Source organism: Acinetobacter sp. CFCC 10889 (assembly GCF_003268395.1).
Classification (GTDB): Bacteria; Pseudomonadota; Gammaproteobacteria; order Pseudomonadales; family Moraxellaceae; genus Acinetobacter.
Map to the genome: position 1 here is coordinate 60036 of NZ_LQXQ01000008.1, position 24475 is coordinate 84510.

The following is a 24475-nucleotide window of genomic DNA, read 5'->3' on the forward strand; positions in this document are numbered from 1 at the left end:
ATACGCCGAAAATAGTGCCAAAGAGCATAAAGATAACGATGAGATTAGAAAACCATGTATTGATCACAAGAAGGATGATAATAAATAGCGCGAGTGCGACAGATATGAAACAAGTGATAAAAATTTCCTTTCCTGAAATTTTATTTGATGTTTGATTATCATTCCTCATTGTTTTGCCAAATACTCTTTGTAGTTTGATTTAGTTTAAAGACTTGTTTCACATCTAAATTTTTTTGTATGAAATGTTGATGATCAAGTAAAGATTGTAAGTCATTTTGGTATAAAAATTCTATTTTTTTGAGTAAGTTTTCCAGAATTTCGTGTTGTTCAAAAGTTCTATTTTTATTATATAAATCAGCATTTAGGAGTCGTATGCTTTGCTTTAGACAATTGTGTTGAGCTGATTGGAGTTGACGATTTAATTTTTTGGACATGTTAAATTTAGCAGACTGTTTACGTTGCTCAATGTCTTGGAAAATCATCTCAATTTCATTTAAAAAGGCTTGGTTTTGTGCATCAAGTTGAGTGTAAATATGCGCTTTAAAATTTTGAAATTGTTGTTCTATGCTGATTTTAGGTTGAGTGATTTGTCCATATGTGACTTTAGATAATGGATTTAAAATAGATGTTTGTCGTTGTTGATTTTGGTTTTTTTCAAAATGGTCATGTGTTAAATTTGGAAATAAAATTCGATTGTATATTGTCATAAATCCAAGTAGAAAGAGATAAAGGAAAACAAAAATGAGTATAAAAATACCAAAAAATTTTAAAAATCCTATTTTGCTATAAATACATACACTACAGATCAAGATTATTAAAATAACTTTTAGACTATGCATAAATGAGCCTGTATGAATATAAGTTTTTAATATTTTTTCTTTTCTCATTGGACTCCTTATTCTCATTTTTATTTTAAAATATTATTTATTGTCTATTTTAAAATCACTTTCTTGTTTTAAACTCTGTTGTAAAAATTTTTCATGATCAAGTAATGACTGTAAATCATGCGTATAGAGCGGTTCAATCTCTTTGAGTAAATTTGCGATACATTTATTGAGTGTTTGTGTAAACCAAAGATCAGGCACGTTATTTAAATTTTGATTAAAGCGCAAACGCTCTTCTTTTGGAATATCTAAGAATAATGTAATCGCATCTAATGTCTGTTCTAAGCATATTTCTTGTGCATTTTTTAGTGCTTGGCGCTGTGTGATCAGTATGTGTGTTGATGCATTTTTATTTTCAATATCTTGAAAAATTTGATGTAATTCATTGAGTTGTCTTCGATGCCTTAAACCTAAGTTAGACTGAAAATATTGTTTTAACTCAAATATTTGTTTAAGTGAAGAATCTTGTGGATTAAACTCAAATTTTACAGGTTGCTTTATTTTGACTCTTCTTTGCTTATGTACAAAAGATGTTGGAGCAGGTAGTGGTTTTTCTTCCGATGTGGTTAATTGGATTGGTTCAGCTTCAGAAAACTGTTCATTTTTATTTTCTAGTATTATCGTTTGAAAAGAGGATCTTATTTTAGAATAAATTAAATTTAAGAGTAAAATAGGGAAATAATAAAAGATTGCATAAAGTAGTAGAGATAGATAGATTATGATGAGGATTTTTGCAAAATTAGAGTGAATTAAATATGGTATAAATATAATTAATGGGAGTGGGAAAATGAAAATTTTTAGAATAAATGAAATATTTTTTTTGATTTTTATATATTTTTTATTGTATAAAAATAAACTAGATTTAGTTTGATTTTTATCATAAATAGCTTTAAATGATTTGTAAATATAATATAAACTTAAATATCCAAAGATAGAAACAAGAATAGATCCAGAAAAAATAAAAATTAATAATCCTAAGAAGCCAAATAATAATGACTCATAATGAAGTCTAGATATACTTTTTTCGAGTGTTTTGTTGTAGATCTGCATTTTCTTAATGTTTTTATTGTAGGTTCAATATTGTTTTGTAGAGTATAGCATTTTATTTTAGCTTCTCTTATTTTTAATCCATACTTACAAAAATATTAATTTTCAGATGATTTATGCCATAAGTCTATATCTCATTTAGGGAATAGATTCACAGTATTTTATCTCGCAAAATAAAATGACGATAAAAAAATAGGGGAAGATTATGAAAGCTAAATTATTGATATTATTAGTGAGTTTATCTTTGATTGCGTGTGGTGATGACAATGATGATGATACAACGCCAACAACGCCAACAACGCCAACAACGCCAACAACGCCAACAACGGATGCAGCAAGTAAAGCATTGATAAAAGAAGTCAGTGGAATTGTATTACGTGAATCACTAGCAGATGGTTTAGTTGACTCTCTAGTTTATGCTACTGATGAAGCAAGAGATGGTGCAAAATGTAGTTCTGGTTCGTATCAAAAAACAGCAGATAGCATTACATTTAACAATTGTGTGGGGATTTTTGAAGACGAAGATAAAGGAAGTGCTTCAGGTATCGTGAAATTTACACGCGTGAACAATAGTAGCAGTGATTATGAGTTTAAAGACTTGACAGTGACTTTTGCAAATGGAGAAAGTCAGCTCATTAATGGAGGATTAAATGTCACTGAAACAACAACTACAGCGATTATTTCTGTAAATCAAATTAAAGCTGTGATCAAAGAATTTGATACGAGTAAAAAACTTAGAACTGTTAATTACACAATTGATCACTATAAATTGATTTGGACACCTCAAGATGCAAAAAATCTTAAATTACAGCTAAGTGGTAAAGTCGCTGCAACAGGTGGAGAATTTGGTGATTTCAATGTTGCTTATGACAATACGAATAGCCCATTTTTTGTAAAATTAGATGCAAATGAAAATATAGTTTCCGCACCATACGCAGGGGTAATGACGATTATAGATCTTAAAAATAATCAAAATATTACCACAATTTCAACTTTAAATGATCAAAAAGCACAATACAAAGCGGTTGTGAATGGTAAAGTGCTATTTGATGAAAGCAAAAATTGGTCCGAGCTTTTAGATTATTAACAGAGAATTTTAAATAAAATAAGATTAGTTTTTTTAAGTTAATGCTGTGCTCCAGACACAGCATTTTTTTGTTTAAAATTTAAGTTCTTATCAGAAAAATGGATAGATTAGCTTTAGAGCAACGTTAAAGCAAAGAAGAGGTATATTGAAAACCTGCACAAATAATCTAAATTATCCAAGATTATTTAACAAATGAAATTGATTTTTAATGGTTTTATAACATGAAATATAGAATAACAAAGGTATAATCAAAAAGATTAAAAAATTTAGGCAGTTGATATGCGCGGTCTTTATCTCATCACCAATGATGATCCGATTGAACTTTTATTGGCAAAACTTGAAGGTGCGATGGCAACTTATGAAATTGCAGTGTTGCAATATCGTCGTAAAAAAGTTGCTAAAGAAGATCAAGCCTATGAAATCGAATATATGAAATCAATGTGCGCACAATATAAAGTGCCTTTCGTGATTAATGATGATTTGGAAGCAGCTGTGAAATATGGCGTGGGCGTGCATTTAGGACAAGATGATGGTTCAATCGTTGATGCTGTAGCTCGTTTGCCTAAAAATGTCTTGATTGGTCGCAGTTGTAATAATTCCATTGAACTTGCTGAGCAAGCCATTGCGGATGGGGCAAATTATGTGGCATTTGGTGCGATCTATGCCACAGATACCAAACCAGAAGCGGGCAATATTGGACTTGAAACCTTGAAACAAGCCAAAGCAACATTAAATGTACCGATTTGTGCAATTGGTGGCTTAACTGTTGAAAATTCAGACATTGTGATCGAAGCTGGTGCCGACCTTTGTGCTGTGATCAGTGATATATTAGGTCGATCTTTATCAGGCGTTTCTGTGCGTACCCACGAATGGGCTGATTTATTTGCAGCAAAAGCTTAAGCTTTTTTGTATGCCTTTTTATTTTTGAGTTGAGCATTTTCATGACTTTATCTGCCAAGCAAGAACAATTGTTTAAACAAGCCAGTAAACATATCCCAGGAGGTGTGAATTCACCTGTACGTGCGTTTAATGGGGTCGGTGGGACACCTGTATTTATTGAAAAAGCCAAAGGAGCTTATTTGTACGATGTTGATGGTAAACGCTATGTCGACTATGTGGGTTCATGGGGACCAATGATTCTTGGACATGCGCATCCTGACATTATCAAAGCAGTTCAGGACGCTGCTGTTGATGGTTTGAGTTTCGGTGCACCCACTGTACATGAAACCACTTTAGCTGATGTGATCTGTGAAATTATGCCTTCGATTGAATTGGTGCGTATGACCAACTCAGGCACAGAAGCGACCATGACTGCAATTCGTTTGGCGCGTGGTTATACAGGTCGTGACAAAATTGTAAAATTTGAAGGTTGTTATCATGGTCATTCTGATTCACTGCTTGTAAAAGCAGGTTCAGGTTTATTGACCAGTGGTGAAGGTGAAGCAACTTCGGCAGGTGTACCTGCTGATTTTGCCAAGCATACTTTAACTTTGCCATATAATGACATTGCCACTTTAAAAGAATGTTTTGCCAAGTTTGGTTCAGAAATTGCGGGTGTGATTGTTGAGCCTGTTGCAGGCAATATGAACTTGGTTAAACCGATTGATGGTTTTTTACAGGCGATTCGTGATGTTTGTGATGAACATGGTTCAGTGTTCATTATTGATGAAGTGATGACAGGTTTCCGTGTCGGTTTAGGTGGTGCGCAAGCACATTATGGTGTCACTCCTGATTTGACTACTTTGGGTAAAATCATCGGTGCAGGGCTGCCTGTTGGTGCATTCGGTGGTAAGCGTGAAGTGATGGAATGTATCGCACCATTGGGTAAAGTTTACCAAGCAGGAACGTTGTCAGGAAATCCATTGGCAATGCGTGCAGGAATTGAAATGTTCAAGCATTTACGTGCTGAAGGTTTCTATGAAAGATTAACCGCTCAGCTTGAAAAATTACTTGCAGGTTTACAAGCTGCTGCGGATGCGGCAGGCATTGCATTTAAAACCCAACAAGTGGGTGGTATGTTTGGTTTATATTTCACAGATCAAACCGATATTACCAGTTTTGATTCGATGTTGAAATGTGATGTAGATGCATTCCGTAAGTTCTTCCACGGCATGTTGCAACGTGGTGTAAACCTTGCACCATCAGCTTTTGAGGCTGGCTTTATTTCGGCTGCACATAGCGATGAAGATATTCAATTCACCATTGATATGGCGAAAGAAGTTTTTGCGGAAATGAAGTAAAAGTGTACTAAATTAAGTCGCTACTTCGTTTAAAATAAGCCTGTATTTCTCTACGGGCTTTTTTTATTTCAAACAGGATTTTGAAGATGAAAACCAAACATTATTTAACCTTGTTCGATGCAGAATTTATTTTAAATCAAGCATATCAATATGCAGTTGAACAGGCGTTTAACGTCAGCATTTGCATTGTTGATGAAACGGGCAATCTGTTGGCAATGAAGCGCATGGATGGAGCTTCCCCTATGACTGCAAATTTATCTGTGGAAAAAGCCAAATGTTCTGCAATCAGTCGTCGATCATCAGGGGTGTTTGAAAATCTGATTAAAAATGGTCAAATGGGTTTTCTGACCATGGATACTTTTTCAGGCATGCTAGAAGGAGGAGAACCAATTTTGTATAAAGGACAATTGGTCGGTGCTGTGGGTGTTTCAGGTGTAAAGTCATTTCAGGATGCAGAGATTGCTCAATTTGCGATTGAGAAATTTTTAACACAAGTGTGTGAATAGCTTGGTAGATTCAGTGAATATTTTTCATGTTTTTATCTTTATAAAATTTACAATGCCTTAATTTCAGATTAGAAAATAGCTTAAGCATTTATTTAGAAAGTCTAAATTATATCCATGTTGAAGAGATTATCGAATGTAAAACTGTTGATGGAGGAGCATGAAATTTTTGATAAAAATGCAATAATAGATAAAATAAATGAAAACATTATCATCAAGTGTGTTTTATAAAATATTTAAAAATATATGGTGTGAATATTTCTATAAATATGATTTATGTGATCTGATATGAATCATTAAAAAATATAAACCCATAACATTTTTAAGGGATTTTGGGAATAAAAAAATCAATTATTTTTCATATTTATTTTATTTTTTTTGTGAATTTTGTCACGTTAATTTTATATTTTACTTCTTGTATCAATAATGCGTATTAAATTTGTGTTGGAAGTTTCACGATAAATTGCTACATTTATGAGATGAAAAATAAAAAAATGTAACCGTTAGGGGACTGCAATGAGAAATAAAATCTATTCAGAAAAACGCCGTACAATCTATAGATTTGTGAACCAAGTTTTGAAAAATTCATTTATTGCAAAACTGATTCATAAAGAGCAAACACATCAAAGTTTAGAAATAGATGCTTTGACGGGAGTGTATAATCAATTTGGTATTAATCAATTTATTAAAGAATTACATCCACAAGAAGCGATGAATTATGGAATTTTATTGATTAATATAGATAATTTTGATGAGATTTGCAGTCAATATTCTCAAAAAGCAAGCCATGATACAGTACGTCATATCGCTCATAAACTTGTAAATAATATTCGTGAAACTGATTTGGTCGGGCGTTTGAGTGATTCTGAGTTTATTTTGATTTTAAACGATATTAATCAAGAAAATATGGCGCAAATCGTCAATCGTTTATTACAAGTTGTTCAAGCACATCCTGTTAAAACGAAAGGTAAAGAAATAGAGTTAAGATTGAGTTATGGTATTTCTGTTTCTGATCAGCAGTCAAAAAGTCAAGATGTTTTGCAGCAAGCAGATCACAACCGTTTTATCATGAAAGGGCAATCTCATCCATTTTATGCTGAATCACAAATTTTTTCTTAGTTAAGAAAATGTCCTATTTTCTACATAAAATCACATTTATTTTTTATTTAGGATACGCTGAAATCCCTTTCAAAATGAAAGGGATTTTGCATTTTTATTGTTATAAATCATAAGGTGTATTTCAGATATATTTTTATAAAAAATACTGAGTATAATTTGCTAATTTCCCTCAGCTTAGGCAAAGTAAAAATATCATTGAACGGAAGCTCAGCCATGTCCATTTTCGATCTTTTAAACATTAAACATCCTATTTTCCTTGCACCGATGGCAGGTGTCTCCACCCCTGAATTGGCAGCAGAAGTTTCCAATCAAGGGGGGCTTGGTTCATTGGGTTTAGGTGCAAGTTCTGTCAGTGCTGCCCGTGAACAAATTTTAAAAACTCAAGAATTGACTGATCAACCCTTTCAGGTGAACTTCTTTTGCCATCAGCCTGAAGCGTTGAATGAAACTGCAAATCAAGCATGGATTGAGCATTTAAAACCTGAATTTGCCAAGTTTCATGCAGATGTACCTCAAGATTTGAAATGTATTTACCCAAGTTTTTTGGACAATGATGATTTTTTAAATTTAGTGTTGGAAACACAGCCCAAAGCGGTCAGTTTTCACTTTGGTATTCCGCATGCGGATCAAATTCAGAAATTAAAAGATGCAGGAATTATCACGATGGTTTCTGCGACCAATCTTGCTGAAGCCAAAGCTATTGAGGCAGCAGGCATTGACCTGATCATTGCGCAAGGTGTGGAAGCAGGTGGACATCGTGGGATTTTTAATCCTGATTTGGATGGTGCAATCAAAACTTTGGACCTGATTCAACTGATTAAAAAGTATTGTCAAACTCCTGTGGTGGCTGCGGGGGGAATCATGAATGGTCAGCAAGCCAAACAAGCCTTAAATGCAGGTGCAGATGCGGTACAGCTCGGCACAGCTTTTGTGCAATGTAAAAGCTCCAATGCCAATGCAGCGTATCGCAAAGCCTTATTTGATCATCCGATCACTCAAATCACGGCGAGTATTTCAGGTCGTCCTGCACGTGGTTTAATTAACCAATGGGCTTCATTTATTGATTTGCCTGATCGTCCTCAAGTTGCACCTTATCCTTATGCTTATGATTTGGCGAAGCAGTTAAATGCTTTAGCTGTTCAAAATGGCGAGGTAGGTTATGGGGCTTTTTGGGCAGGTTCAAATGTTGCTCAAATTCGTCAGCTTGAAGCGCAAGATTTGATTAATCAGTTGGTTGTAGAAATGAATCAGTATTAATTAAATAAATCTTTTTAACATCAGGTTTAAATGAATTTAAGCCTGATGTTGTTCTGCCAACATATAGACCAAATCCAATTCAGGGCATTCATACCCCAAAGCCGTCATGGCTGCTGTAACCTGTCCACGATGATGTGTACCGTGATTAAACACATGTAATAAAGTTGCTGCATAAGGCAAACACATCTGCGCACCTGATGCCCGTTGATAGTTTAGATTTCCTGTGAGTTTTGTCTCATCTAAGCCATGTACAAAGTCAATCCAATTATGTGATTTTTGAACTAAATCATTTAATAATGGCTGTTTTTCTGTATGTAAAATCGTTTCTAAAGATAGAATCGGTGATATACCCTGTTTAAAACGTGCATACCACAGCGTATGCTCACCCAACAATAAATGATTTAAAGTTCCTGCGATACTTTTAAAATACAGTCCTGCATCTTGGTGAAAATCTGCCTCTGAGATATTTTCCAAATGTTGAACCAAACGCCGTGTCGCCCATAGATTGTATTCGGCAAGAAGTTGAAAAGTGGTTTTATTCATTAAAAAAGTTTCATCCATTTCCAATTTATAAGATCAAAGCATCCAGTCCTTCATCACTATATTCATAGTATAATTCCCCTTTATAGGCATAAATATTTAATTTTGCCTTCTTCCTGCTACCCCCCTCATTTATAGAACTATCCCAAAGAGGAATTTTAATCCCAACAGTTTTTCCCCGCTCATTATCAAGTAGACTAAATAACCAAATAGAATATCGAACAAATTGGTCAAAAAACTTAGTTGTCTGTAATTCAGGAAATAAATCACAAATATTAGTGCTCAGCTCAAATCTAAGCTCATTTTCAGTTTGATTGGCGGTGATAATCCAAAATTTATTATGAATTTGAAAAACAATTTTATCTACATTCGATTTTTCTTCATTTGGGTCAACAACAAATATATTTTCAATATATAATTTATCTTCAGGAACTTTATATAACCAATTTTGAAAATCTAGAGCATCCATAATTTACTCCCTAAATAATTTTATAAATACCTGTCTAATCCATCAGCTCTAAACTGATAATATATATCAGATAATGCATGTAAACTTAACACTCCAATCAAGTTTTCATTTTCATTGTCAATAATTTTTAGCTTCATTGAGTCGGTGTATAAATTAAAATTAAATCCTATAAAAACTTGCTCAACATGTGCTCCAATCAAATTTGTAAAAATTAAGTTAGTTCTCCACTTTTCATACTTAATCGGAAGTTTTTTTCTTATTTTTATATCAATATCATCATATTCATGATTAACGGAAATAAACCAAAAATTTTCATTGATTTTAAATATCAACTCTTGGATACAATGATTTTTTTTAGGACATAGCCCGTCTGTATCAAGATCAACTATGAATACTTCATAGATCACCTTGATGCCAGTATTATTTTTTAACCAATTATGAAATTTCCTTAAGTTCATTAATTTCCTATTTGTTAAACTTTAAATGTTTGTTCATAAATCATTTTGTTTCCAGCAAATTTACATTCTCAACTTGCACATCACTCATAATATGACCTTGTTCAAGTAAATGATCAAAATAACTTTCAACCACTTTGGCTTGATCTGCGGTACTTTCGACCCTATACATATTTTGGCGGAATTCATTACTTGAGCGTAAGCCTTTGGTATACCACGCAATATGTTTGCGAGCGATACGACAACCTGAGTATTCCCCATAAAAGCCATATAATTCAGACAAATGCCCAAGGAGTACCTCTTTCACTTCCTGAATATCAGGTGCTGCCAAATGCTCACCTGTTTCCAAATAATGTGCAATTTCACGGAAAATCCACGGACGACCTTGTGCTGCACGCCCGATCATCACCGCATCTGCACCTGTATAATCCAACACATATTTGGCTTTTTCAGGACTGTCAATGTCACCATTGGCAATTACAGGGATCGACAGCATACTTTTAACTTCTTTAATTAAGCTATAACGTGCTGTATTTAAATACATATCTTCACGGGTACGTCCATGTAAAGCGAGCGCTGCAATGCCTGCTTCTTCTGCACGTTTGGCAACTCGCATAATATTTTCATGACCATTTAAAAAGCCCAAACGGGTTTTTAATGTTACAGGAACATCCACCGCAGCAACCACCGTATCCAAAATTCGTGCAACCAAATCTTCATCTTTAAGCAGTGCCGAGCCTGCGAGTTTATTGCAGACTTTTTTGGCAGGACAGCCCATATTAATGTCGACAATTTGTGCACCATTAGACACTTGATATCGTGCTGCCTCAGCCAATTGTTCAGGTTCTGAACCTGCGATTTGTGCTGAAATTGGGGCGAGTTCACCCTCAAAATTGGCACGATACAAACTTTTTTTGCTCATGCGTAAAGTTTGGTCAGAGGTCATCATTTCACTGACTGCATGTCCTGCACCAAAGTATTTACACAATGTTCTAAATGGACGATCCGTCACACCTGCCATTGGTGCAACAAATATAGGAGCATGCTTTGATCGATCAAATAAGTCTTGAATGACCTGATGTTGACTCAACTTTATAACCTCATTTAACGTCTGTTCAATCTACAAATCTTGATGATTGATATGATTTTTCGCGTTGCAAAAAATATCATTTTTTATGATCAAGACGTGATTTAAAGCGTTATGTAAACAGCGCAAAAATGTATCAAGTCACCAAATGTGGAGAACTCGTAGATTCGGGTATTTTAAATCTTGCAGCAGGGCTTGTGTGAAAAATTTTGCAGTAATTTATGATGTTCTACATTCTTACATATCGCTATATCGGATTTACATCAAATAAAGAGCCGATCCACATGGCAAAGAACATGGCAATCAGTCCCCAAACCGTTACACGGATACTCCCTCGTAACATTGAAGTACCTGCAAAATAACTAGATAATGCGCCTAGAATTGCTAAAGAAAGAGTTCCAACAGCCATCACAATTTGTGCCATCCATTGCTCAGGGCTCAGTAATATGGCAAGCATCGGGCAGAGTGCACCGAGTGAAAAAGAGAGTGCAGATGAGCCAGCGGCTTGTAAGGGTTTTGCTGTTGTTATTTCATTAATACCAATTTCATCTCTTGCATGCGCTTCGAGTGCATCTTTTTCCGTCAATTGTACAGCAACTTGATGTGCAAGCTCAGGTGTTAAGCCTCGTTGTATATAAATATGGGTCAGTTCTTTGAGTTCATGGTGTGGATTCTTGGCTAATTCTCGTGCTTCAACAGCTAAATCTGCTTCTTCAATATCGGATTGGGATTTAACGGAAATATATTCACCTGCTGCCATCGAAGTTGCACCAGAAATTAAACCTGCAATACAGGTAATAAAGAGCGTCTGTGCCGATGCACCACTTGCAGCCATTCCTACCACTAAACTTGTCACAGAAATAATGCCATCATTTGCCCCTAAAACTGCTGCACGTAGCCAACCTGCACGTTGCATTAAATGATGTTCGTGATGGGGAAGATGTGTCATAGTGGTTTTTAAATGAGAAGTATTCTTATCAATATAGTAGGATATTGACAAAAATCAAATACTTTACTTAGCTTTTCGTATAAAAAAACTCCCGAAGGAGTTTCTTTATTTATTATATGATCTTAGTTTTTAGCAGCTTCTTTAACATTTGCAGCACCTTGCTCAACAGCACCTGCGGTTGCAACGGTTGCATCTTTCGCAGCCTCTACAGTTGCATCAGCAGCAGTTGCTGTCGCAGTTGCAGCAGTATTTGCAGCATCAACAGTCGCACTTGCTGCATTGTCTACCGCAGTTGCTGTTGCATTTGCAGCATTTTCAGTTGCATTAGCAACATCATGACCTGCTTGTTCAGCAGCATTTTCAATGTGTTCGCCAGTCGTAGCGCCTGTTTCAGGCGCTTTGTCTTTATTACAGCCTACAAGAGCAACGGTAGCAGCAAGACCTAAAGCAACAACTAATTTATTCATTTATTTTACCTTTTAACCTATTATTTTTCATCCAAAGGCGGATATTTTCAATATAAACAAAATAATGAGAAAAAAATATTAAAAATTGTTACTTCAGATAGAAAAATAGAAAGCCCTTTATTTCGAAAAATAAAGAGCCATGTGTAAATCGGAAGAATCGTTATGTCTGGGAAATATTATTGTCCAGAACGAATCATATAATCAAATGCAGACAATGCCGCTTTTGCACCCTCACCAGAAGCAATAATGATTTGTTTATAAGGCACTGTAGTACAGTCACCTGCTGCAAATACACCTTTAACATTGGTTTCGTTGCGATCATTAACTACAATTTCATTACGGTTTGAAAGTTCTACAGCGGTTTCTTTTAAGAAATCTGTATTTGGTAATAAACCAATTTGTACAAAGATCCCTGCAAGTTCAACTTGATGTTCTGTATCTGTTGCACGATCTTTGTATTTCAATGCAGTTACTTGTGAACCATCACCAACCACTTCCGTAGAAAGTGCATTCATGATTACAGTGGTATTTGGCAAACTGTTCAATTTGTCTTGAAGTACTTGGTCAGCACGTAATTTGGTATCAAATTCAACCAAAGTCACATGTTCTACAATCCCTGCAAGGTCAATCGCAGCTTCAACACCTGAGTTACCACCACCAATCACTGCAACACGTTTACCTTTAAATAATGGACCATCACAGTGCGGGCAGTAAGCAACACCACGTGTTTTATACTCTTTCTCACCCGGTACATTCATTTCTCTCCAACGAGCACCCGTTGATAAGATGATGGTTTTTGATTCAAGTTTTGCACCATTTTCAAGTTCAACTTCTACCAAACCATTGGCTGTCTGATCTGCACCAACAATGTTTTTCACACGTTGTAAGTTCATGATGTCGACACCATACTCACGTACATGTGCTTCCATATCTGCTGCAAATTTTGGACCTTGGGTTTTTTGCACTGAAATAAAGTTTTCAATGTCCATGGTATCCATGACTTGACCGCCAAAACGTTCTGCCACAATTCCTGTACGAATACCTTTACGTGCTGCATAGACAGCAGAAGTTGCACCCGCAGGTCCACCACCAATCACCAACACATCAAATGCTTCTTTGGCATTAAGCTTTTCAGCATCTTTTGCAGCAGCACCGCTGTCCAGTTTCGCTACAATTTCTTCCAAAGTCATGCGACCTTGACCGATATGTTCACCATTTTGGAATACCATCGGTACTGCCATGATTTTGCGTTCTTCAACTTCGTCTTGGAAGAATGCACCATCAATCATGGTTGCTGTCGTACCTGGATTATTGATTGCAATTAAGTTCAATGCTTGAACGACATCAGGACAGTTATGGCAGCTTAAAGAGACAAATACGTCAAAGTTTGCAGTTAAGTTCAAGCCTTTGATTTGCGCTAAAATTTCATCTGAGACTTTTGGCGCATAACCAGACACTTGTAATAATGCAAGAATCAAAGAGGTAAATTCATGCCCCATTGGCAAGCCAGCAAAGAATACGCGAGGTTGTTCCCCGACTTTAGCGATACCAAAGCTTGGTTTACGACCATTTTCGCCATCAAAACGTGCAGTCACTTGGTCTGAAAGTGCAGCAACCTCAGTGACTAATTCTTTAATTTTGTCTGATTTTTCAGTGCCATTTAAAGAAGCAACAATTTCGATTGGGCTTTCAAGACGTTCTAACAATGTTTTTAATTGAGCAGAAGTATTTGTATCTAACATGCTAACAATCTCCAAGGGAGTAAATTTATTCATTGAGGCTATAGTAAGCTAAAATTAATAACAGGTAAAACAGTTTGTTTTTATTTTAATGATCTGTTTTTTCGATTTTATTTTAACGGCGTTTTAATTTTATATAAGTGAGTAGCAATAAAATAATATTTATTTACTTCTTCTAAATAATTGCATTAGAAAAGTAGAAAAATAGATTAATTTATTTTAATGAAGTTGTAGAATACAGTAAGAAATAGCTGAAATTTACTGAATAATGTGTGATAAATATATTTTAAATTATAAAATATGTGATATATTTCACATCAATTGGGGCTGATAATAAATTGATCCCTTGATCATAGAAAATTAATCTATGAAAAGTGTATTAATTTAAATAAATTTATAGGTGGATCATGTTAGATGTAAATCTATCAAGAAAAATTCCAGACGACTTTGTGAAATATGGGGAACAAAAAATCAGAGAATTGCTAAATAGCGTTTCTGGTGTTGATTTTGTGATGTTATGTTCTTCAGATGGTTTTGAAATAGCATTGGCAAACAAAAAAAATGTAGCAAACTCAAGTAAGATTGCAGCTGTCAGTAGCTCAATATTAGCAATGGTAACAGCCTTTATTTCTGAAATTAATTTAATCGGTTGTCAAACCATTACACTTGATGCAGAAAATGGCAAGGCTTTACTTACAGCAGTTCCACATGCTAAATATCCGATGGTCTTAGTTGCATTAACATCTAAAGATATTTTAATTGGACAGATGTTGTATGAAACTAAAGTAACAGTTGATAGTTTGGTAAAATATTAAGTTTTTTTAAAGATTTATGTTAAAGATAATGTAAATTAAAAATATATCAAAATAAACTATATACAGATGGTTATATATTGATATATTAGTAAAAAATTAAGTAGAGATAAAAATTTAATATTGAGGTGGATGAGAATAAAGAAACTCAATATTAGTTTTTAAGCAAGGACTCGATTTTAAGATCGAGAGGCGAATCGTTTTAGTTATATTTAACGATATAATTAAAGCAAAATAACATGTTAAACAAGAAAACAATGGGGAATCCTATGGCTCGTATTACTTTAGAACCTTTATCAGATATCGATGGTTTTGTTTGTGCTGCACTGGTTGACAGTGAAAGTGGTTTATCACTTGCAACTGCAGGTACTGGTATCGATTTAGAATTAGCTGCTGCTGGTAACACAGAAGTTGTTCGTGCTAAGCGTAAAGTTGCAAAAGCATTGAAATTAGATGACCAAATTGAAGATATTTTGATTACTTTAGGTAAACAATATCACATCATCCGTCCTTTAGAGTCAAATGAACATTTATTCCTTTACTTGGTTCTAGAGCGTTCTAAATCAAACCTAGCAATGGCTCGTCACGAGTTAAAAGGCTTCGAAAAAGAATTAGATTTTTCTTAATTCAAAAATGCAAAAAATCCGCTGTCACAGCGGATTTTTTGTGATTAAAATTTGTGTGGCGCAAAGCTTAACTTTATACTGATATTTTTGAGATGAAGTAGTTGTATATTGTGAAACAAGGTATTTATCGTCACTATAAAGGTCATTTATATCAAGTGTTATATGTTGCACAGCATAGTGAAACACGAGAAAAATTAGTTGTTTATCAATGTTTATATGATGATTATTCGATTTGGGTAAGACCGTTGGATATGTTTGTTGAAACTGTAACATTGGAAAATGGTCAAATTGTTCCTCGTTTTGAATTTTTACATGAAGTTTAATTTTGAGATATTTTATTCAAATCTAAATATGATGTTTAAAGGGATGCATAGATTTATAAAACAGTGTGTATGGCGTACAGTTGTCATAGGAATGACGTAAACAACTGAAATAATAGAAATAGAAACGATGAGGATGATCTGAATATGAGTTTGAGTAGCCCATTTTTACAGCGATTAAATGAGTTATACCAGTCCTTTATCAAATTTGATGCCACGCAATGTGATCGTATTAAACGTTATCGTAATATTGAACCAGAGTCGGCTTTATTCTTAGCCATGCAGATTCGGGTGCAACAATCAAAAAGAATTTTAGAGATTGGGACTTCGACAGGTTACTCCACACTGTGGTTGGCTGATGCCGCTCTAGTCACGGGTGGGAGAGTCACTACCCTTGAAATTGATGAAAAGCGCACTCAACAGGCAAAAGATTATGCGAAAGAGTTGCAGGTGGATCATATTATTGATTTCTGGGTAGGTGATGCGCAGCATTATTTAGAAACATGCCAAGAAAAATATGATTTTATTTTGTTAGATGCTGAGCGTGATGCTTATTTACATTACTGGAAATATTTACAAAATATGATTGAAAATCAAGGTGGTGTACTTATTGTCGATAATGTTATTTCACATTCAGCAGAGGTGAAAAGTTTTATTTCTGAAGTCAAACAAGATCAACGTTTTATGACAACGACATTACCGATTGGTGCAGGGCTTTTTATTGTGACATTTAAAAACTAAGAAAATTTGTACGTTTAAATCAGGGAGCATTGCTCCCTGATGTTGTATAAGGCATTTAAAATTATAAAATAGAGAGTCGTTTAAAATGTAAATCGTATTCTAAGTATTTATGTACAAAAGCAGTTTTATCACTACATCGTAATAAGTTATTGTAAATAAATTCTGGTACAGGATGGTAAAGTTCACCAGAACCATTGTTATAAAAAATTTTTAAATACCGTGAAGAAGCATTGTACTTCCAAGAAGTCACGGTAATCATTGATCCCATAAGCAACCCCTTAAATTTTTGATTATTTTACAGAAAATTGTTTCTCTGTATGATTTGAACTTAGTCTATTTGTATGTTGGAAAGTATTACAGTTTTGTAACTTATCACGTAATTTTTTGACTATGGATATGCTTTTTTTGCATATTGTCGATAATGTCATGAGTATTGTTGAATATTTCCATGATCAAACTTTAAAAATATATAAAACTGCATGATCGAACGCATATAGCTAAAATTATTTTAGAAAATAGAGAGTCACTATGTTAAAAATTAAAAATTTGTTGTTATGTAGTTTAGTGCCAATAGTATTGTCTGGTTGCGCAACTATGATCTTGATGAATGAACATCCTTATAAAAGTTCAGGAACAAAAACAGGTATTGCACTAGAAGATACTTTGATTGCGATTGGAACTGCAAAAAGCCCAATTCAAGGTTTTGAAAATGCAGTCGTGGTGGTAGGTGAAAAATATAGTTATTTGACTCAACCTGCTGCAAAATATACGAAACAGACTGATTTATTTCAAAAAATATTGCATGAAGTAGATTTAAATTATTTAAAAGTAGGGCAGTTTAAATCACTAGGAATGGCTGAGGATGGTCAACATATAAATTATAGCTTGGAACAAAAAATTAAAGTCACTATGAAAGATTCAAAAAATACCAAACATAAGACTTTACAAGATGAAATCGGATTTATTTTTTATAAGCCTTTGAAGCAGTTAACGCAAGGTGAAGAAAGCAAAATGCAAGCTTTGGGTTTTCAGTGTGAATATATTCAGCAAAACTTGCGCTGCTCTAGACAAATTTTGATTGATTTATATGTGGCAAATCCAGTTCGGAATCAACAACAACTCGCACATAAATTTAATCATCCTATAAAGCTTGAAGTGGAATACAACATTGAGCAATTTAATTATAAACAAGTTGCAGGTAAGGCACTATTGATGCCATTGGCAATTACCTTTGATGTAGTGACGAGTCCTTTACAGTTGGTTGGTTATATGGCTTTAGAATCAGCATTTTAAAGCAAGATGAGGAATGAGATGATTATTGCTTTTGATGTGGCTTATACTGAAAATTTTGCACATGTGGCAGGTGTTGTTTTTGAGAATTGGATGAGTCCGAAAGCAGCTCAAACTTATACACTTAAGGTGCAAGAGATTGCTGAATATGAATCAGGGCAATTTTATAAGCGTGAATTACCTTGTCTGTTGGCATTGTTGCAAGAGGTCAAAGAACCAATAGAGATCATTGTAATAGATGGCTATGTCACCTTAGGAGAAGATCAGCATCATGGTTTAGGGCAATATTTATATGAAGCCTTGGACTGTAAAATTCCTGTGATTGGTGTAGCTAAAAATGAATTTAAAGGGACGCCGAAATATTGTGAAATTTTACGAGGGCAAAGTCAGAAGCCTTTATATGTGACTGCGATTGGAATTGATTTGGATGTCGCCAAGAATCATGTGGAAAATATGTATGGGAAGTTTCGTATTCCTGAATTGTTGAAAGAGGTTGACCGATTAAGTAGAGCAATACCATAATAATCTAAGCTTTATTAAACTGTTGTAAATTAAAATTATTTAATAATTTTTATTGTGAAAAAAAGGTTTGGAAAAAATGGATCAAACACTGAGTGACCAAAGAAATGCAATCAATTATATTGAGTTTAATGTTAGAGACATTCAAAAATCAAAAGCTTTTTATCAACACTTAGGTTGGACTTTTATTGACTTTGGATCAGCGTATTGTGAGTTTCATTCTGGGGCTTTAAAAGGTGGTTTTGCTCAATCTGACAATGTAAAAAGTAGTGGAGGGGCACTGATCATTTTGTACAGCCATGATCTCGAAGGCAGTTTACAGCGTGTAAAAGATGCAGGAGCAACGATTGTGCAAGAAATTTTTAGTTTTCCTGGTGGTCGCCGTTTTCATTTTGAGGATTTGGATGGATATGAGCTGGCAATTTGGTCTGAGTGAGTACATTTGAAATCATCCAATAAAAAACCACGCTAAAAAGCGTGGTTTTTCAATCAGTATGATCTAATTACAAATTAGATTTTACCAACTAAGTCGATAGAAGGAGCAAGAGTCGCTTCGCCTTCTTTCCATTTAGCAGGACATACTTCACCTGGGTGAGCGTGAACGTATTGAGCTGCTTTAACTTTACGAAGAAGTTCAGAAGCATCACGACCAATACCACCAGCATTGATTTCGATGATTTGGATTTTACCTTCTGGATCGATCACGAAAGTACCACGGTCAGCAAGACCAGCAGATTCGATTAATACTTCAAAGTTTTTAGCAAGAGTCCAAGTTGGATCACCAACCATTACGTATTGGATTTTTTTGATTTCTTCTGAAGAATCGTGCCAAGCTTTGTGAGTGAAATGAGTGTCAGTAGAAACTGAGTAGATTTCAACGCCTAATTTTTGGAATTCAGCATAGTTGTCAGCAAGGTCACCAAGCTCAGTTGGGCAAACAAAAGTGAAGTCAGCAGGATAGAAGAAAACTACAGACCATTTGCCTTTAAGATCAGCTTCAGTAACTTCGATGAATTGACCGTTTTGGAAAGCTTGTGCTTTAAATGGTTTAACTTCAGTATTAATCAAGCTCATCATTATCTCCATGATTGAGGTTAGTCTTTAATTTGAAAGTAGAATAGTGCATTTTTACTTATTGGGGAAATAGTATTTTTTCATGGTTAATATCGGAAAATCCGAATCAGTCAGATTTTAACACTATTTCTTCAATGAATCATTTTGTTCATGCAGCATCATTTCCATGTTATTAAAACATTAAAAACATGATCGCTGAATGACAAAACAAAATTTTAAGTCGTGATAAACATGCAGGTTAAAGGTGCTTTTTTCAAGGTGAAAAAACAAAAAAATATAAAATTAACCACTGTAGTGTGATACAAGGCACAAAGGAATATAAATAAAACAGGAAAATCGTCAATATATGTGGGTAGATCAGATTATTCGTTGTATTGCCGTATTTTGTTTGATGATCGCATCGGTTTGTTTATTCATGGTAGATGATGCAGGAACAGATTTATGTGTGTATGAATATATCAGTCCGAAGATGGTGACTTATTTCAGTGAGTTACAAAGTTCATCGGCGGATGATCCTGCCATGATTGGTGCAAGTGGATTTGTAGGGTTACTGATGTTTTTTCCGTTATTGTTCTCCTACCATCGTGGCTGGTATGTTGGTCTGCTGGCGCTGTATGCATTCTTGCAATTATTTGTTGTTGCGTTACTTGATACTACTTCTTTTAGCGAAATAATTTACGACAGTATTGTGCATTGTCAGCAATATTGGCTTCTCACCTATGTTGTTGGTGAGATGATGTTTATTTTGCTGAGTTTGATTTTTATTTGTCGAGAAAGCTAGTCTAAATGCTTTATAGATGACTCTGATCTTGGTAAGTCATAAAACTTGATTTTAAAAACAGGTTAATAAAATAAAGGAAACAATATTTTGAAATGATCGAAAAACTTTTATTGCTGCGTTCAGACTGGATTCGAAAGATGGCAATCGTCAGTCTATTGCTTTCATCAATATTTGCATGTATGTCCTTTTGGAATAACGGACAATTTTGTGTGATTCCAAAAGGACATACACAACCTCTTTATTTTGCAGAGATGAACGGATTCAGTGCAGATGAACCTGTATTGATGGTCTATGTTGCAATATTCAGCTTGATTGGTGTGGTGATACTGTGCTTTGTAAAATCTAAAATTAAATTTCTTATCATTTCAGGTTTTACGTTATTTTTCCTGATGATTCCACTGAATATGTTCTTTGATGCTTCAGGTTTTAAGATTGTTTATGACAGTATTCGATTATGCCACAACCATTTTTTGCTGCTGTGGTGCTTTGCACTTTGGTATTTTATATTGACAGTGTTGCTTTATCTTTATCTTCCACAAGAGAATAAACTTTAACTCTTTGGACAGACAGCGTAAAATGTTTCGTTCAAAATTTATCTTTAGGAAAATCTATCTGTGCCAAATCAGTTCAATGTCGATCAATTGGTCATGGTTCGGGATCGTCATCGTTTAAGTCGGCTGAAAAAAGGCAAAGAGGCGAATCCTGAAAAATTTCAAGCATTATTCGAAAAATCCAATCATCAGGTCAAAAAGCGTTTTGCAAGTTTACCCACCATTAAACTGAATCAAGACCTGCCTGTAACCCAATATGCAGATAAATTGATTGAAGCGATTCAAAACAATCAAATTATTATTGTGGCAGGGGAAACAGGTTCAGGTAAAACCACACAGCTTCCTCAAATTGCAATGCTTGCAGGGCGTGGCTTAACGGGCATGATTGGTCATACCCAACCGCGTCGTTTGGCGGCTCGTAGCGTATCTCAACGTATTGCTGAAGAAGTGGGGCAAAAACTCGGTGAATCTATTTCCTTTAAAGTTCGTTTTAATGAACAAGGTTCAAATGATTCAATCGTCCGTTTAATGACGGATGGTATTCTGCTTGCAGAGCTATCCAATGACCGTTATTTAAATAAATATGACACTATTATTATCGATGAAGCGCATGAGCGTTCACTGAATATCGACTTCATCATGGGCTATTTAAAACAAATCGTTAAAAAACGCCCTGATTTAAAAATTATCATTACTTCTGCAACGTTGGATGTAAATCGTTTCAGTCAATACTTTAATAACGCACCGATTTTTGAAGTGGAAGGGCGTAGTTTCCCTGTAGAAGTGGTCTATCGCCCAATTTCAGAATTGACGATTGGGGGCAGTGATGATGACGATTTCGATGATTTTGAAGAGAATCTACCTCGTGCAGTGGTATCGGCAGTGGAAGAATGTTTCCATGATGCGGAAAGTAAAGGTCATCCTGAACATGCGGATATTTTGATTTTCGCAAGCACCGAACAAGAAATTCGAGAATTACAGGAAACTTTACATAAATTTGGTCCAAAGCATACTCAAGTTTTACCACTGTATGCACGTTTAGCACTTGCTGAACAGCAGAAAATCTTTAATCCATCAGGTGGTGGACGACGCATTATTATTGCCACTAACGTAGCGGAAACAGCTTTAACTGTACCGAATATTCGTTATGTGATTGATAGCGGTTTTGCACGTATTTCACGTTATAATTATCGTTCTCGTGTGCAGCGTTTACCGATTGAAGCCGTTTCACAGGCAGCAGCGAATCAGCGTAAAGGACGTTGTGGTCGTATTGCACCCGGCGTGTGTATACGTTTGTATTCTGAGGAAGATTTCCAAAGTCGTCCTGAATTTACTGAACCTGAAATTAAACGGACTAACTTAGCGTCAGTTATTCTGCAAATGCAAAGTTTGGGTTTGGGTGCTGTTGAATCTTTTGATTTTATCGAGCCTCCTGATCATCGTTTGGTGAATGATGGTCGTAAATTGCTGATTGAGTTGGGGGCATATAACGAGCAAAAAGATGAGTTAACTAAAATTGGTCTACAAATGGCGAAAATGCCGATTGACCCACGGCTTGCGCGGATGATTTTAGGCGGTGCGCATTTTGGTGTGTTGAATGAAGTTTTGATTATTGTTGCAGCACTTGCGGTACAAGATCCGCGTGAACGTCCTGCCGATAAACAAATGCAAGCGGATCAAAAGCATGCGTTGTTTAAAGAAGCGGATTCAGACTTTTTGTTCTATATCAAACTGTGGAATACACTGACTGAGAATCGTGAAAATTTAAGTGAAAATAAACGCCGTGCATTTGCAAAACAGCATTTCTTAAGTTGGTTGCGTCTACGTGAATGGAAAAAAACCCATGAGCAATTGCTTGATTTAGCACAAGGTTTAAAGCTGTCTTTTAATGAAAAGAAAGCCAATTATGAAAATCTGCATCGTGCTTTATTGACAGGATTATTGTCTTTTATTGCCAATAAAACCGATGAACGCAATGTATTTATGGCAGTGCGTCAGCAAAAAGCCCGAATTTTCCCTGCATCAACCTTGCATAAAACCAATACGCCGTGGGTGATGGCATTTGAAATGGTGGAAACTTCGCAAGTGTATTTGCGAACTTTGGCGAAAATTGAACCTGAATGGATTTTATTAGCCGCTCCAAATTTATTAAAACATCATTATTTTGAACCGCATTGGGCGAAAAAGCCGGGTGTGGTCAATGCCTATGATCAGATTTCATTATTCGGATTAATTATTGAGCCGAAGCGTGCGACCAATTATGAAAAGGTCGATCAGCCTGCGGCACATGAAATTTTCTTACGTGACGCACTGACCACAGGAAACTTAGGAACAACGCCGCCATTTTTAAAACATAACTTACTCAAACTTGAAGAAGTTGAACGCGTTGAGGATAAATTACGTCGTCGTGATTTGGTGGTGGACGAAGAAACCATTTACCAATTCTATGCTTCGAAAGTGCCTGCGGAAATCGCAAGTCGTCGTAGTTTTGAAGATTGGCGTGCAACTGTAGAGCCGAAAAATCCACGTTATTTATTTGTAGATGATGATGCGTTGTGGATGAATGATCGTCCGACTACACAGCAATTCCCTGACTATTTACATAATGGTCAATTGCGTTTGGCTGCAAGTTATCGTTTTGATCCAAGTCATGATGAAGATGGCGCAACGGTTAAAATTCCTGTGCAAGCTTGCCACAAGTGGATGAAAATATTTGGTCGTGGGGGATTCCGGGTTGGCGTTCAGATTTGATCGAAGCTTTACTCAAAGCTTTGCCAAAAGATAAGCGTCGTAATCTTGTACCAATTCCTGATACTGCTAAAAAGCTGATGAAAGCGGTTGATGCACAACATTTAAATGCGCACATTTTCGATTTCCTTGCCTTTCAGTTGCGTGGCGAACAAATTTCTGCCAAAGATTTTTCTTTTGAACGCATTGAAGAATATTTGATTCCATTGATCAAAGTGATTGATGAAAAAGGTAAGTTGATTGAAAAAGGGCGTGATTTAAGCGAATTGAAAGCGCGTTGTCGTACTGAAACGCATAGCCCTGTGAAGCAATTGAAAGGCGAATTTAAAACATTCCCTGACAAGTTCGTTTTTGAAGCTTCACAAAAAGTCACAGGTGTGGTGGTCAAGCAATATCAAGCACTTGTTACCACCAAAGACTTTGCTAAGCTCGATGCTAAAGATGAATCAGGCATTGTGATTCAGACTTTTAATGATCAAAATGAAGCCATTAAACAACATCGTGAAGGTGTGATTCGTTTGATTCACATGCAACTCGGTGATTTGATTCGTCAGTTGAAAAAGCAAATTTCCAAACCTTTGGCTTTGGCATATTCGCCATTGGGTGATAAGGCGAAATTGGAACAGATGTTGGTCTATGCCACTTTGCAAATGTCGATTACAGATTTACCGATTAATGCAGAAGAATTTGACAAATTAGTCATCGACGTCAAGCAAAAATTCCTGTCTCATGGTCAGGATGCATTGCGTCTGATCAGTGAAATTTATATTCAATGGCAAGAGATCCGCCAAAAGTTACTGATGGTCGATCAAAATGTCTTTGCCAAGAATATAGATGACATGGAAGATCAATTGGATTTGATGAATTTATCTGACTTTGTCTATAGCAAATCTTCCGATGTATGGCAGGAATATCCACGTTATTTGAAAGCTTTAATCTTGCGTTTGGAGCGTTTGCCCAATAATCTCAATCGAGATGATGATGCAATTGCACAGATTGATCCGTGGATGGATAAACTGTTTAAGTTTAAAAATGATGATCGTTTGAAAGAGCTGTATTTTATGGTTGAAGAATTACGCATTTCGATCTTCTCTCAACCGATGAAAACCAAGATGCCGATTTCGCCAACCCGACTGCAAAAAGTTTGGGAAAAGCTCGGAATCAGTTAGA

Annotated in this window: 26 protein-coding genes and 1 pseudogene; 16 read left to right on the top strand and 11 right to left on the bottom strand. The window is 35.4% G+C overall.

Features of this window, described 5'->3' with window-relative positions; all coding sequences use genetic code 11:
- Positions 1-158: 158 nt before the first annotated feature.
- Together AVJ19_RS04435 and AVJ19_RS04440 are read right to left on the bottom strand one after the other, a co-directional pair.
- Positions 159-887 (bottom strand): hypothetical protein, encoded by a 729-nt coding sequence (locus AVJ19_RS04435; protein ID WP_162626535.1) that lies wholly within the window; start codon positions 885-887, stop codon positions 159-161.
- A gap of 33 nt (positions 888-920) precedes the next feature.
- Positions 921-1934: a hypothetical protein gene (locus AVJ19_RS04440; RefSeq protein ID WP_111858588.1), complete on the bottom strand. Its 1014-nt coding sequence runs from the start codon at positions 1932-1934 to the stop codon at positions 921-923.
- Positions 1935-2136: 202 nt separating this feature from the next.
- Between AVJ19_RS04440 and AVJ19_RS04445 the strand changes: the two genes are divergently transcribed.
- The 6 genes from AVJ19_RS04445 (at position 2137) to AVJ19_RS04470 (ending at position 8137) form a co-directional block, all read left to right on the top strand.
- The gene (locus AVJ19_RS04445) at positions 2137-3018 is read left to right on the top strand and encodes a hypothetical protein (RefSeq protein ID WP_111858589.1); all 882 of its coding nucleotides are present in this window, start codon (positions 2137-2139) and stop codon (positions 3016-3018) included.
- Positions 3019-3297: 279 nt separating this feature from the next.
- Entirely contained in the window at positions 3298-3918 is a 621-nt protein-coding gene (thiE, locus tag AVJ19_RS04450; RefSeq protein WP_111858590.1) for a thiamine phosphate synthase, read from the top strand.
- A gap of 41 nt (positions 3919-3959) precedes the next feature.
- Positions 3960-5258 carry a glutamate-1-semialdehyde 2,1-aminomutase gene (gene hemL / locus AVJ19_RS04455; protein WP_111858591.1) on the top strand — a complete coding sequence of 433 codons (1299 nt, stop codon included), beginning with the start codon at positions 3960-3962 and terminating at the stop codon, positions 5256-5258.
- Between the two features lie 86 nt (positions 5259-5344).
- Positions 5345-5764 (top strand): GlcG/HbpS family heme-binding protein, encoded by a 420-nt coding sequence (locus AVJ19_RS04460; protein ID WP_111858592.1) that lies wholly within the window; start codon positions 5345-5347, stop codon positions 5762-5764.
- A gap of 513 nt (positions 5765-6277) precedes the next feature.
- Complete coding sequence (locus AVJ19_RS04465) at positions 6278-6880, top strand: GGDEF domain-containing protein (RefSeq protein ID WP_111858593.1); 603 nt, start codon at positions 6278-6280, stop codon at positions 6878-6880.
- 213 nt (positions 6881-7093) lie between these two features.
- A complete protein-coding gene (locus tag AVJ19_RS04470) occupies positions 7094-8137 on the top strand; it encodes an NAD(P)H-dependent flavin oxidoreductase (protein WP_111858594.1) in 1044 nt (347 codons plus the stop codon).
- 36 nt (positions 8138-8173) lie between these two features.
- Here the strand turns inward: AVJ19_RS04470 and AVJ19_RS04475 are convergent, their stop codons facing one another.
- From AVJ19_RS04475 to ahpF, 7 genes are all read right to left on the bottom strand, one after another.
- Positions 8174-8680: a DinB family protein gene (locus AVJ19_RS04475; protein ID WP_111858621.1), complete on the bottom strand. Its 507-nt coding sequence runs from the start codon at positions 8678-8680 to the stop codon at positions 8174-8176.
- 25 nt (positions 8681-8705) lie between these two features.
- The gene (locus tag AVJ19_RS04480) at positions 8706-9146 is read right to left on the bottom strand and encodes a hypothetical protein (protein ID WP_111858595.1); all 441 of its coding nucleotides are present in this window, start codon (positions 9144-9146) and stop codon (positions 8706-8708) included.
- 20 nt (positions 9147-9166) lie between these two features.
- The gene (locus AVJ19_RS04485; protein WP_111858596.1) at positions 9167-9604 is read right to left on the bottom strand and encodes a hypothetical protein; all 438 of its coding nucleotides are present in this window, start codon (positions 9602-9604) and stop codon (positions 9167-9169) included.
- A gap of 40 nt (positions 9605-9644) precedes the next feature.
- The gene (gene dusB, locus AVJ19_RS04490) at positions 9645-10637 is read right to left on the bottom strand and encodes a tRNA dihydrouridine synthase DusB (RefSeq protein WP_416240568.1); all 993 of its coding nucleotides are present in this window, start codon (positions 10635-10637) and stop codon (positions 9645-9647) included.
- Positions 10638-10935: 298 nt separating this feature from the next.
- Positions 10936-11637 carry a VIT1/CCC1 transporter family protein gene (locus AVJ19_RS04495; protein WP_111858598.1) on the bottom strand — a complete coding sequence of 234 codons (702 nt, stop codon included), beginning with the start codon at positions 11635-11637 and terminating at the stop codon, positions 10936-10938.
- A gap of 122 nt (positions 11638-11759) precedes the next feature.
- Entirely contained in the window at positions 11760-12104 is a 345-nt protein-coding gene (locus AVJ19_RS04500; RefSeq protein WP_111858599.1) for a hypothetical protein, read from the bottom strand.
- Positions 12105-12280: 176 nt separating this feature from the next.
- Positions 12281-13846: an alkyl hydroperoxide reductase subunit F gene (gene ahpF, locus AVJ19_RS04505; protein WP_111858600.1), complete on the bottom strand. Its 1566-nt coding sequence runs from the start codon at positions 13844-13846 to the stop codon at positions 12281-12283.
- 404 nt (positions 13847-14250) lie between these two features.
- Between ahpF and AVJ19_RS04510 the strand changes: the two genes are divergently transcribed.
- The 4 genes from AVJ19_RS04510 to AVJ19_RS04525 all read left to right on the top strand — a co-directional run bounded on the left by AVJ19_RS04510 (position 14251) and on the right by AVJ19_RS04525 (position 16342).
- Complete coding sequence (locus tag AVJ19_RS04510; RefSeq protein WP_111858601.1) at positions 14251-14658, top strand: roadblock/LC7 domain-containing protein; 408 nt, start codon at positions 14251-14253, stop codon at positions 14656-14658.
- 266 nt (positions 14659-14924) lie between these two features.
- Entirely contained in the window at positions 14925-15281 is a 357-nt protein-coding gene (locus AVJ19_RS04515) for a roadblock/LC7 domain-containing protein (RefSeq protein ID WP_111858622.1), read from the top strand.
- Between the two features lie 107 nt (positions 15282-15388).
- Positions 15389-15604 carry a DUF1653 domain-containing protein gene (locus AVJ19_RS04520; protein WP_111858623.1) on the top strand — a complete coding sequence of 72 codons (216 nt, stop codon included), beginning with the start codon at positions 15389-15391 and terminating at the stop codon, positions 15602-15604.
- A gap of 144 nt (positions 15605-15748) precedes the next feature.
- A complete protein-coding gene (locus AVJ19_RS04525) occupies positions 15749-16342 on the top strand; it encodes an O-methyltransferase (RefSeq protein WP_111858602.1) in 594 nt (197 codons plus the stop codon).
- Between the two features lie 61 nt (positions 16343-16403).
- Here AVJ19_RS04525 and AVJ19_RS04530 read toward each other — a convergent pair whose 3' ends face one another.
- The gene (locus tag AVJ19_RS04530) at positions 16404-16610 is read right to left on the bottom strand and encodes a KTSC domain-containing protein (RefSeq protein WP_004721830.1); all 207 of its coding nucleotides are present in this window, start codon (positions 16608-16610) and stop codon (positions 16404-16406) included.
- Positions 16611-16870: 260 nt separating this feature from the next.
- Between AVJ19_RS04530 and AVJ19_RS04535 the strand changes: the two genes are divergently transcribed.
- The 3 genes from AVJ19_RS04535 (at position 16871) to AVJ19_RS04545 (ending at position 18587) form a co-directional block, all read left to right on the top strand.
- A complete protein-coding gene (locus tag AVJ19_RS04535) occupies positions 16871-17635 on the top strand; it encodes a hypothetical protein (protein ID WP_111858603.1) in 765 nt (254 codons plus the stop codon).
- A gap of 18 nt (positions 17636-17653) precedes the next feature.
- Positions 17654-18154 carry an endonuclease V gene (locus AVJ19_RS04540; protein ID WP_111858604.1) on the top strand — a complete coding sequence of 167 codons (501 nt, stop codon included), beginning with the start codon at positions 17654-17656 and terminating at the stop codon, positions 18152-18154.
- Between the two features lie 76 nt (positions 18155-18230).
- Positions 18231-18587, top strand: coding sequence for a VOC family protein (locus AVJ19_RS04545; protein WP_111858605.1), 357 nt, complete (start codon positions 18231-18233; stop codon positions 18585-18587).
- Between the two features lie 74 nt (positions 18588-18661).
- Here AVJ19_RS04545 and ahpC read toward each other — a convergent pair whose 3' ends face one another.
- A complete protein-coding gene (ahpC, locus tag AVJ19_RS04550; RefSeq protein WP_068972746.1) occupies positions 18662-19225 on the bottom strand; it encodes an alkyl hydroperoxide reductase subunit C in 564 nt (187 codons plus the stop codon).
- Positions 19226-19571: 346 nt separating this feature from the next.
- Here ahpC and AVJ19_RS04555 point away from each other — a divergent pair, with 346 nt between their 5' ends.
- From AVJ19_RS04555 to hrpA, 3 genes and pseudogenes are all read left to right on the top strand, one after another.
- Positions 19572-20006, top strand: a complete 435-nt coding sequence (locus tag AVJ19_RS04555) for a hypothetical protein (protein ID WP_111858606.1) — start codon at positions 19572-19574, stop codon at positions 20004-20006.
- A 92-nt stretch (positions 20007-20098) separates the two neighbouring features.
- Positions 20099-20560, top strand: coding sequence for a hypothetical protein (locus tag AVJ19_RS04560; protein ID WP_111858607.1), 462 nt, complete (start codon positions 20099-20101; stop codon positions 20558-20560).
- Between the two features lie 93 nt (positions 20561-20653).
- A pseudogene (hrpA, locus tag AVJ19_RS04565) lies at positions 20654-24474 on the top strand (ATP-dependent RNA helicase HrpA).
- The last annotated feature ends 1 nt before the right edge of the window (position 24475 follow it).

What these genes read in the sequence shown, in the direction of transcription:
- hemL (WP_111858591.1), top strand. Translation starts at nt 3,960, where the DNA reads ATGACTTTATCTGCCAAGCAAGAACAATTGTTTAAACAAGCCAGTAAA.
- AVJ19_RS04445 (WP_111858589.1), top strand. Translation starts at nt 2,137, where the DNA reads ATGAAAGCTAAATTATTGATATTATTAGTGAGTTTATCTTTGATTGCG.
- AVJ19_RS04560 (WP_111858607.1), top strand. Translation starts at nt 20,099, where the DNA reads ATGATCGAAAAACTTTTATTGCTGCGTTCAGACTGGATTCGAAAGATG.
- AVJ19_RS04470 (WP_111858594.1), top strand. Translation starts at nt 7,094, where the DNA reads ATGTCCATTTTCGATCTTTTAAACATTAAACATCCTATTTTCCTTGCA.
- AVJ19_RS04480 (WP_111858595.1), bottom strand. Translation starts at nt 9,146, where the DNA reads ATGGATGCTCTAGATTTTCAAAATTGGTTATATAAAGTTCCTGAAGAT.
- AVJ19_RS04555 (WP_111858606.1), top strand. Translation starts at nt 19,572, where the DNA reads ATGTGGGTAGATCAGATTATTCGTTGTATTGCCGTATTTTGTTTGATG.
- AVJ19_RS04540 (WP_111858604.1), top strand. Translation starts at nt 17,654, where the DNA reads ATGATTATTGCTTTTGATGTGGCTTATACTGAAAATTTTGCACATGTG.
- AVJ19_RS04515 (WP_111858622.1), top strand. Translation starts at nt 14,925, where the DNA reads ATGGCTCGTATTACTTTAGAACCTTTATCAGATATCGATGGTTTTGTT.
- AVJ19_RS04475 (WP_111858621.1), bottom strand. Translation starts at nt 8,680, where the DNA reads ATGAATAAAACCACTTTTCAACTTCTTGCCGAATACAATCTATGGGCG.
- AVJ19_RS04435 (WP_162626535.1), bottom strand. Translation starts at nt 887, where the DNA reads ATGAGAAAAGAAAAAATATTAAAAACTTATATTCATACAGGCTCATTT.
- AVJ19_RS04485 (WP_111858596.1), bottom strand. Translation starts at nt 9,604, where the DNA reads ATGAACTTAAGGAAATTTCATAATTGGTTAAAAAATAATACTGGCATC.
- thiE (WP_111858590.1), top strand. Translation starts at nt 3,298, where the DNA reads ATGCGCGGTCTTTATCTCATCACCAATGATGATCCGATTGAACTTTTA.
- AVJ19_RS04460 (WP_111858592.1), top strand. Translation starts at nt 5,345, where the DNA reads ATGAAAACCAAACATTATTTAACCTTGTTCGATGCAGAATTTATTTTA.
- AVJ19_RS04510 (WP_111858601.1), top strand. Translation starts at nt 14,251, where the DNA reads ATGTTAGATGTAAATCTATCAAGAAAAATTCCAGACGACTTTGTGAAA.
- AVJ19_RS04440 (WP_111858588.1), bottom strand. Translation starts at nt 1,934, where the DNA reads ATGCAGATCTACAACAAAACACTCGAAAAAAGTATATCTAGACTTCAT.
- AVJ19_RS04495 (WP_111858598.1), bottom strand. Translation starts at nt 11,637, where the DNA reads ATGACACATCTTCCCCATCACGAACATCATTTAATGCAACGTGCAGGT.
- AVJ19_RS04500 (WP_111858599.1), bottom strand. Translation starts at nt 12,104, where the DNA reads ATGAATAAATTAGTTGTTGCTTTAGGTCTTGCTGCTACCGTTGCTCTT.
- ahpC (WP_068972746.1), bottom strand. Translation starts at nt 19,225, where the DNA reads ATGAGCTTGATTAATACTGAAGTTAAACCATTTAAAGCACAAGCTTTC.
- AVJ19_RS04535 (WP_111858603.1), top strand. Translation starts at nt 16,871, where the DNA reads ATGTTAAAAATTAAAAATTTGTTGTTATGTAGTTTAGTGCCAATAGTA.
- AVJ19_RS04545 (WP_111858605.1), top strand. Translation starts at nt 18,231, where the DNA reads ATGGATCAAACACTGAGTGACCAAAGAAATGCAATCAATTATATTGAG.
- AVJ19_RS04465 (WP_111858593.1), top strand. Translation starts at nt 6,278, where the DNA reads ATGAGAAATAAAATCTATTCAGAAAAACGCCGTACAATCTATAGATTT.
- AVJ19_RS04525 (WP_111858602.1), top strand. Translation starts at nt 15,749, where the DNA reads ATGAGTTTGAGTAGCCCATTTTTACAGCGATTAAATGAGTTATACCAG.
- AVJ19_RS04530 (WP_004721830.1), bottom strand. Translation starts at nt 16,610, where the DNA reads ATGGGATCAATGATTACCGTGACTTCTTGGAAGTACAATGCTTCTTCA.
- ahpF (WP_111858600.1), bottom strand. Translation starts at nt 13,846, where the DNA reads ATGTTAGATACAAATACTTCTGCTCAATTAAAAACATTGTTAGAACGT.